Raw genomic sequence first — 6,739 nt, 5'->3', positions numbered from 1 at the left:
GACGGCGCGGGCGAAGCTCGCCACCAGACACCCCGGGGCCAGGACCACCGCCCCGCCGCCGCCCCGCCGCCGCAAGACCGGCACGCCGTCCGCAGCGCAGGCGCCCAGGTCGGCCTCCCGCTCGGCCCGGTTGCTGCGCCCCAGGACCACGGCCGGCGCGCGGGGTTCCCACACCCGCACCAGGGGGCCTTGGCCCTCCTGCGCCCGGGCCAGGAGGTCCTGATCGAGCTCCTGCACGCTCACCCCCAGGTCCCCCGGCGGGATCCCCGGCGCAGGGTGCGAAGTTTCTCGGCGACCTCGCCGGGGTCCTTGCCCTGCCCCGCGGCCATGGGCCGAGCGGCCACCACGAACCGCTCCAGGCGCAGGCACAGAAACCGCAGGGCCGCCCGGCGCAGATAGTCGGGAAGGCAGCGGAACTCCTCGCCCGCCACCGGTCGCACGGCGCGGTAGCCCCGAAGCAGGGCCCGCGCGCGATCGCCCTCGATGGCCCCTGCGCTCCACCCGGCATCCAGCAGGATCACCGCCAGGTCGTACACCCAGGGCCCGATGCCGGCCATCTGGAAGTCCAGGAGGGCCCGCACCGCCGGCCGGTCGGGGTCGAAGAGCACGTTGTCGAGGAAGAGGTCGCCGTGGAGGAGACCCCAGGGCAGGCCCTCCTCGGCCACGCCCTCCTGGTGGTGCGCCTCGTCCTCCAGGAGACCGGCGAGCCCGGCATCCCGCTCCCGCACCTGCTGGGCGAGCCGGCGGGCCAGGGGCACGAGGACGGCTGCCCGGTGGGGTCCGGCGCCCTCGAAGCCCCGGTCGGCTCTCGCCGTGTGCAGCCGCGCCAGAGCGGCCCCCAGGGCCTCGAGGTGCGGCTCGCTGGGAGTCGGAATCACCCGGCCTTCCACGAAGGGCGCCAGGGCTGCCGGCTTTCCCCGCACCCGCGCCAGGGGGCCTCCGGGGCCCTGGATCGGGGCCGCGCAGGGGACTGCCTGCCCCGCCAGGGCGCCGGTGAGCCGCAAGACCGCCTCCACCCGCTCGGCGTCGTCCCGCTCGAACACCGTGAGCACGAGCGCCCGGCCCCCGGCCCATACCCGATACACGGTGTTCTCGATGCCCTGGGGGATCGGTTCGAGCTTCTCCAGGGGCCCGAGCCCAAACTCCGTCAACAGGGCCCCGACCTCCGCTGCCTCCAGGGGCGTGTAGACCGCCACTCAGGGCTCCTCCGCGGGGAGGCCGCCCGGGGCCAGCGCGCGCTCCGCCAGGGCGTCCGCCAGGGCGATCCAGGCCTCGCCGGTCAGGCTCTCGGGTCGCTCGCGCCCGCTGAGCCCCGCCACGGAGAGGACGGCTTCCAGGTCCTCGCCGGCCAGGGCCTTGAGGGGGTTCCGCAGCATCTTGCGCCGCTGGCCGAAGCAGGCCCTCACGGCGGTCCACAGGGCGTCCTCGTCCCGGGGCGCCCGGGCAGGCGCGGGCCGCACGTCGAGGCGCAGCACCACCGACTCCACCTTGGGGGGCGGGCGAAACGAGCCGGGGGCCACCCGCAGCACGAGCCCCAACCGGCAGAAGATCTGGGCGAGCACGCTCAGGGAGCCCCGCTGGCGGGTGCCGGGGGGCGCGAGAAGCCGCTCGCCCACCTCCCGCTGGAGCATGAGCGTCAACGACGTGAACGCGCTTCGCTGGCGCAGGAGGCGCGCCAGGAGGGGTCCCGAGATATTGTAGGGGAGGTTCGCCACCAGGCGAAAGGGCCCCCCGGCCTCCGCGGCCAGGGCAGGATAGTCGGCCGCCAGGGCGTCGGCCAGCCGGACGTGCAGCCCCGGGAGCCCCTGCGCCTCCAGGTGAGCGACCATCCGGGGGTCGGCCTCCAGCGCCCACACCCGGGCCCCCGCGGCCACGAGCGCCCGGGTCAGCCCTCCGGGCCCCGGCCCGATCTCCAGGACCCGCTCTCCCGGCCCCACCCCAGCCCCCTCCACGATCTTCCGGAGAATCCCCGGGTCCGAGAGGAAGTGCTGCCCCAGGCTCTTCCTGGGCCGCGGGGGCCGCGGGCGACCGGCCGGCGGCGTCAGCTCCCCGGGACTACCCGGTTTCACGGCTTCCTCGATCGCGAAAGGACCCAAGGGACCGCAAGGACCCCAAGGACCGAGGAGGAACGCCATGCTCCATGCTCCATGCTCCATGCTCCATGCTCCATGCTCCATGCCCCATGCCCTATACCCCCTGCTCCGTGCCCAGGGGCCAGGTGGGGATCGCGTTCAAATCCAGGCCCCCCCGCACCCCCAGGAGGAACCGGTGGCGGCCGGCGCTTGCCACCATGACCGCGTTGTCGGTGCAGTAGCGGGGGCGCGGGACCACCAGGGCGAGGTCTCGGGCCGAGGCCTCGGCGACCAGGCGCTCGCGCAGGCGGCCGTTGCAGGCCACTCCCCCGCAGGCCACCAGGCCCCGGGCCCCCTCCCGCTGGGCGGCCCGCAGGGCCTTCTCCACCAGGGTGTCCACCACCGCTTCCTGGAAGGAGGCGCAGGTGTCCCAGAGGTCCTTCCCCGCCAGCCCCTCGGGGTGCTTCTCCCAGTGGGTGCGAAGCGCGGTCTTGAGGCCCGAGAACGAAAAGTCCAGGTGCTCCGCCCGCAGGAAGGGGCGGGGGAAGGAGAACCGCGCCGGGTCCCCCTGGCGGGCGAGCCGGTCGATGTGGACTCCGCCCGGGTACCCCAGGCCCAGGAGCTTGGCCACCTTGTCGAAGGCCTCCCCCGCGGCGTCGTCCAGGGTCTGCCCCAGGCAGCGGTACTCCCCCCGGGCGGGGGAGAGATAGAGAGCCGTGTGCCCCCCCGACGCCACCAGCCCCACGAAGGGCAGGGGCACCTCCCCCTCCAGGTAGGCCGCCGCCAGGTGGGCCTCCAGGTGGTTGACCGGCACCAGGGGCTTGCCCCGGGCCCAGCACAGGGCCTTGGCAAACGAGAGCCCCACCAGGAGCGCCCCCGCGAGCCCCGGGCCCTGGGTGACCGCCACGGCGTCCAGGTCTTCCAGGGCTGCCCCCGCCCGCGCCAGGGCCTGCTCCACCACCGGAACCACGGCCTCGGCGTGGGCGCGGCAGGCGAGCTCCGGCACCACCCCCCCGTACTCGGCGTGCAGATCCACCTGGCTCGCCACCACATCGGAGAGCACGTCGCGCTCGCCCCGCAGCACCGCCGCCGCGGTCTCGTCGCAGGAGGTCTCGAGGGCGAGGATCAGGGTTTCGCCGGTCACGGGCGGGGTCTCCTGGGGTCGTGATGGGACGTATGGGAGCTATGGGACCTATGCGGAGTCCGAATCATCTCTGCCCCCTGCCCCCTGCCCCCTGCCCCATGCCCTCCGCCCCATGCCCGTCCCTCACAGCACATTCGCCGCCAGCTCCGCGAGGGCGCTGCGTTCGCCCTTGGCGAGGGTCACGTGGCCGGCAAGGACCTGACCCTTGAAGCGCTCCACGCAGTAGGTGAGGCCGTTGGAGGTGGAGTCGATGTAGGGGTTGTCGATCTGGTAGGGGTCGCCGGTGAGCACGATCTTGGTCCCCTCCCCTGCCCGGGTGATGATGGTCTTGATCTCGTGGGGGGTGAGGTTCTGGGCCTCGTCCACGATGAGGTACTGGTAGGGGATCGAGCGGCCCCGGATGTAGGTGAGGGGCTCCAGGGCCATGAGGTCCATCTCGATGAGCTCCTGGTAGCCCCGGGTCCGCTTGCCGTCGCGCCCCTGGCTGCCGGCGAAGAGGAAGTCCACGTTGTCGAAGATGGGCTGCATCCAGGGCCGGAGCTTTTCCTGCACGTCGCCGGGCAGGAAGCCGATGTCGCGCCCCATGGGAAAGATGGGCCGGGAGACGAGCAGGCGCTTGTACACCTGCTCCTCCACCGCCTTCTGCAGCCCCGCGGCGATGGCCAGAAGAGTCTTTCCCGTGCCCGCCTTCCCGACCAGGGTGACGAGCTTGATCTCGTCGTCCAGGAGCACGTCGAGCGCATAGCGCTGCTCCCGGTTGCGGGGCTGGATGCCCCAGATGGGCTCCTTGGGGATGCGAAGCGGCGTGACCCGGCCCTGGCCCCGGTGCCGGCCCAGGGCGGTGTGGCTCGGGTTGGTCTCGTCGAGCAGGCACACGAACTGGTTAGCGAACAGGTCGCCCTCCACCTGGGTGCCGCCCTCCCGGAAGAGCTGGTCCACCGAAGCCCGGGCCACGGTGGCTTCCGCGGTGCCGGTGTAGAGCTCCTCCAGGCTCACCTTGCCCCGCTCGTAGTCCTCGGCGTTGATCCCCAACACGTTGGCCTTGATGCGCAGGTTGGTGTCCTTGGTGACGAACACCACCGGGAGCTCGGGCTCCTCTTCTTGCAGGGAGAGGCAGACCGCGAGGATGCGGTTGTCCCCCTTGCCCACCGAGAGCTCGGCGGGGAGACGGTCGGCGAACTCCCGCCCGAAGCGCACCCGCACGCGCCCCCCCTTGTCGTTGGCCACGCCGGCCTTCAGGTCGCCCTGGAGCCGCAGCTCGTCCAGGAACCGGGAGACGTGCCGGGCGTTTCGCCCGATCTCGTCCGAGTTCTTCTTGAACCGGTCGATCTCCTCGATCACGGTGATGGGGATGTTGAGGTTGTTGTCCTCGAACACCACCAGGGCGTCGGGGTCGTGGAGGAGCACGTTGGTGTCGAGGACATAGTTCTTCTTCATGGGGGCTCCTCGGCTAGGGTTGGGGCGAAGGGTGGGCAGAGGATCTGCACGGACCGACACGGACACCCACGGACCGACACGGACAAAGGCCGGGGCCGTTTCTGTCCGAGCCCGTCCGGGCCGGTCCGTGTTCGTCCGTGGGGCTCTATCGCAATCCCCCCCTCACAGGGCCGCCAGCTCCCGGACCGCCCGCACCAGGGCCTCGGCGTCGGCCAGCGTGTTGAAGGGGCCGAAGCTCGCCCGCACCGAGCCGGCGGGGAAGCTCCCGAGGGTCTTGTGGGCGTCGGGGGCGCAGTGGAGGCCCACCCGCACGGCGATGCCGTAGAGCTCGTCCAGGGCAAAGCCCACGTGGGCGCCGTCGCGACCCTCCAGGTTGAACGAGACCACCGCCACCCGCCGGCCGGGGTCGCGGGGTCCGTAGAGGACCAAACCGGGAATCGCGGCGAGCTCGGGTAGGAGGTAGCCGAGGATCTCCTCTTCGGCCCGGCGGATCGACGCCACACCGCGCTCCCGCAGGTACCCGACGCCCGCTGCGAGCCCCGCGAGCCCGGGGGTATTGAGCGTTCCGGCCTCCAGCGCCTCGGGCATCTCCTCGGGCATGGAGCGCTCCTCGCTCTGGCTCCCGGTGCCCCCTTCCGAGAGGGGCTCCACGGCGACCTCCGGAGCCACGTAGAGCAGGCCCGTGCCCTGGGGCCCCAGGAGCCCCTTGTGGCCCGGGGCCGCCAGGAGGTGCACCCCCAGGCGCTGGGGGTCCAGGGGAATCGCTCCCAGGGTCTGGGCGGCGTCCAGGAGGAACAGGACTCCCTTGCGCCGGCACAGATCCCCCACCGCCTCGGCATCCTGGAGGGTGCCCGAGACGTTGGAGGCGTGGCAGAGGGCCACGAGCCGAGTCTCGGGCCGAAGCGCCCGCTCCAGGGCGCCCACGGGCACCGTGCCGTCGGGCCGCCCCTCCACCCAGGTCGCGGCGACGCCTCGCCGCTCCAGCGCCGCAAGGGGCCGCGCCACGCTGTTGTGCTCCATCCGGGTGGTCACCACGTGGTCCCCCGGCCCCAGAGCTCCCTTGAGTGCCAGGTTGAGGGCGTGGGTGCCGTTGAGGGTGAAGATCACCCGGGAGGCGTCCGGGACGCCCAGCAGCTCGCCCACCGCCTCCCGGGCCTCGAGCACGAGTCGGGCTGCCTCCAGGGCGGAGCGGTGCCCCGAGCGCCCGGGATTGGCCCCCAGGCGCAGGGCCCGGTCCGCCGCCTCGTACACGGCGGGCGGCTTGGGGTGGGAGCTGGCGGCGTTGTCGAGGTAGATCAAGAGGGGCTCGCGGTCAGTGGGCCGTTGTCCGTGGTCCGTGGTGGTCCGTGCTCGTCCGTGTCCGTCCGGGTACCACACCCCCGTGTCCCGGGGCACGAAGGGTCTCGCCCCAGCGCGGGGGAGAGGCCCCGGCAGCCTCCGGCACAGGTGGCCGCCAGGGCGCAGGGGGCGCAGGGGTCCGGTGGGGCCGCCAGGCGCTCCCTCAGCTCCCGGCGGCCGGCCCCAGACCAGAGCTCGGCCAGGGAGTGCACGGCCAGGTCCCCCAGGTCGCCCGCCTCCGGGGGGATCGTGCGGCACGCCGTCAGCCGCCCCCGGTCCGTCACGTGGGCCAGGGCCCCCGCCGCCTGGCAGCCCCGGTACCCCTCGAAGGGGGAGAGCCCGAGCTCCTCGGCAAGGAAGAGGTCGTGGCACCGAAGCTCCAGCCCGCGGCCACCCCGCGCCCTCCAAATCCCCGCCGCCGCGGACCGATCCGCGGGGCCGAGGGCGGGGGCCGGGGCGGGGGGATTCAGCACCGCTACCGCCGCCAGCCGGTGGCTCCGGGCCATCTCCAGGGCCTCGGCCAACGCGCCCAACCCCCCGGGCGTGGACCACAGGGAGGGGACCAGCCGCCGGGTGACCGCCGCGAGCTCCTCCACGGCGAGCTCGGGTTCGAAGGGAGGCAGCATCTGGAGCTCGCACCCGGCCAGCGCCTGGGGCCCCAGTGCCTCCAAGGCCGCGAGCAAGGCTTCCGGTTCGCCCAGCACGGTGAGCCGGGGGCCCCGGCCCGCCGCGGCGGCGCCCCCCGGCG

The 6,739-nt window shown here is 73.5% G+C and carries 7 protein-coding genes; all 7 read right to left on the bottom strand.

Annotated elements, in window-relative coordinates:
* Positions 1-243: lipoate--protein ligase family protein (locus tag AB1578_02915; protein ID MEW6486848.1), on the bottom strand; the 243-nt coding region annotated here is incomplete at its 3' end.
* On the bottom strand, positions 240-1,196 hold the full coding sequence (locus tag AB1578_02910; GenBank protein ID MEW6486847.1) for a homoserine kinase: 957 nt from the start codon (positions 1,194-1,196) through the stop codon (positions 240-242). The genes AB1578_02910 and AB1578_02915, both read right to left, overlap by 4 nt.
* Positions 1,197-2,069 carry a 16S rRNA (adenine(1518)-N(6)/adenine(1519)-N(6))-dimethyltransferase RsmA gene (rsmA, locus tag AB1578_02905; GenBank protein MEW6486846.1) on the bottom strand — a complete coding sequence of 291 codons (873 nt, stop codon included), beginning with the start codon at positions 2,067-2,069 and terminating at the stop codon, positions 1,197-1,199.
* A gap of 118 nt (positions 2,070-2,187) precedes the next feature.
* Complete coding sequence (gene tsaD / locus AB1578_02900) at positions 2,188-3,216, bottom strand: tRNA (adenosine(37)-N6)-threonylcarbamoyltransferase complex transferase subunit TsaD (protein MEW6486845.1); 1,029 nt, start codon at positions 3,214-3,216, stop codon at positions 2,188-2,190.
* A gap of 123 nt (positions 3,217-3,339) precedes the next feature.
* Complete coding sequence (locus tag AB1578_02895) at positions 3,340-4,653, bottom strand: PhoH family protein (protein ID MEW6486844.1); 1,314 nt, start codon at positions 4,651-4,653, stop codon at positions 3,340-3,342.
* Positions 4,654-4,815: 162 nt separating this feature from the next.
* On the bottom strand, positions 4,816-5,952 hold the full coding sequence (locus tag AB1578_02890; GenBank protein ID MEW6486843.1) for an aminotransferase class V-fold PLP-dependent enzyme: 1,137 nt from the start codon (positions 5,950-5,952) through the stop codon (positions 4,816-4,818).
* On the bottom strand, positions 5,949-6,739 hold a 791-nt coding region (locus AB1578_02885; protein MEW6486842.1), incomplete at its 5' end, for an SPASM domain-containing protein. The genes AB1578_02885 and AB1578_02890, both read right to left, overlap by 4 nt.

This window comes from Thermodesulfobacteriota bacterium (assembly GCA_040756475.1).
In the GTDB taxonomy this organism is placed as follows: domain Bacteria; phylum Desulfobacterota; class Deferrisomatia; order Deferrisomatales; family JACRMM01; genus JBFLZB01.
This window is presented reverse-complemented; position numbering and strand designations above follow the sequence as displayed.